This is a genomic window from Nocardia sp. NPDC060220 (genome assembly GCF_042727815.1).
GTDB lineage: Bacteria > Actinomycetota > Actinomycetes > Mycobacteriales > Mycobacteriaceae > Nocardia.
Genome location: NZ_JBHWZY010001267.1, coordinates 1 through 1,402 on the forward strand (window position 1 = coordinate 1; position 1,402 = coordinate 1,402).

Consider the following 1,402-nt stretch of genomic DNA (forward strand, 5'->3'; position numbering starts at 1 on the left):
GATCTCCGAGGCGGGGCCGCTGCCGTCACCTGACATCATCTTGGATACCGGGTCGTCTGCCTCGAAGCGGTCAGTGAAGCCATGTCCGGCACGGGCCCAGCTGGAACCGGTCGGGGTGTCGAGCAGCTGGTAGTAAGAGGTATAGATATTCGCATCTGATTATGAATGCAGCTCACAACACGGCGGAGAAGCGCGGCTGTGGGCTGTGAGGCAAGTGGGCTTCGCGATGAATCCGGAGCAACAGAATCTGCAGTTACCGGCAAGATCTGGGTAACGACCTGCGAGAAGGTGATATCCAACCGCCTTCGGCCCTACGTGGACCGCGGCAGCCGGTCGTCCGGGACCAAATAGGTGATGCCGAGATCGCGCAGCACGATGCCGGGCTCGCTCGCGTGAACCGGACCGAGCGCCTTCACCAGATCCACCGACGTCAGATGATCGGCCGGGTGAACGCCGTCGGTGGGATGGAAATCGACTGTGGCCGTGGCAGTTCCAGCTGCGGTTGTAGTGACCAGGCGATAGCGCAACGCAACGGTACCGGTGTCTCGGGTGCGGATCGAACGGTAAGTGATCCGGTCGCCCAGGGTGTAGACGGCACCGGCCTGCTCGGAAGTATCGGAGCGTGAGCCGGTGAAGGCGGCGTCTTCCAGTACGCGCAGACCGGAGAAGTAGTAGCCGGGCAACATCTCCTCCGGCACCGTGTTCCACGGATACACGCCGTCGTCGGGTAGCTCGAGCTCCTCGATCAGTTCGATCCTGGTGATCTCCCGCGTCGCGGCGGCGAGCGAGCGGGTGAGCCGCGCCGCGACCGCCGACTGGAAGCCGCCGGTGGCGTGCAGGGTGGACGATCCGTCGCGGCAGGCGTCCCGCACCTCGTCCAGGGGGAGGGCTTCGAGGGGCAGCGCGGTCACCACGTCACGGCCCGCGCCGAGCTGGGCGACAACCGCATCGACGTCGGCAGTCAGGTGGACGACCACCGCGGCCGAGGAAGGCGGCGCGACAGCGATATCGGGGTGCGCGGCGATCCGGTCGGCGAGCGGCCCGGCGCCGAGCACCGCGACCAGCAGGGGGGAGGTCATACTGTCTCCAGACGGTACCGAGGGCTCAGGTCGGGCGTCGCGACACCGGCCGGCGCCGCACACAGTTCCGGGATGACGTCGAGCATCGCCTTGACCGAGATGTCGGTGACCGCGGACCAATCGCCTTCGTAGGACTCGTCGTCGAGTTCGTTGCGCATCTCGATCCGGGCGGGGCTGCCGTCCAGCGTGATCACATGCCCACCGGCCAGGCTGCGCGGATGATCCGGCCCGAGGTGGGCGTTGCCCGGGCCGACATGCCAGCATTCGGCGTTGGTCATGAACAACCGGTCGCCGAGGTAGCCGCGGTAGCTCATGTGGATGGC

At 66.5% G+C, this 1,402-nt stretch carries 1 protein-coding gene and 1 pseudogene; both read right to left on the reverse strand.

Features of this window, described 5'->3' with window-relative positions; all coding sequences use genetic code 11:
• Positions 1-311 precede the first annotated feature (311 nt).
• Positions 312-1,079, reverse strand: a complete 768-nt coding sequence (locus ACFWF3_RS35920; protein ID WP_379318619.1) for a hypothetical protein — start codon at positions 1,077-1,079, stop codon at positions 312-314.
• Positions 1,076-1,402: pseudogene (locus ACFWF3_RS35925) on the reverse strand (hypothetical protein); the annotation flags it as partial. The pseudogene ACFWF3_RS35925 and the gene ACFWF3_RS35920, both read right to left, overlap by 4 nt.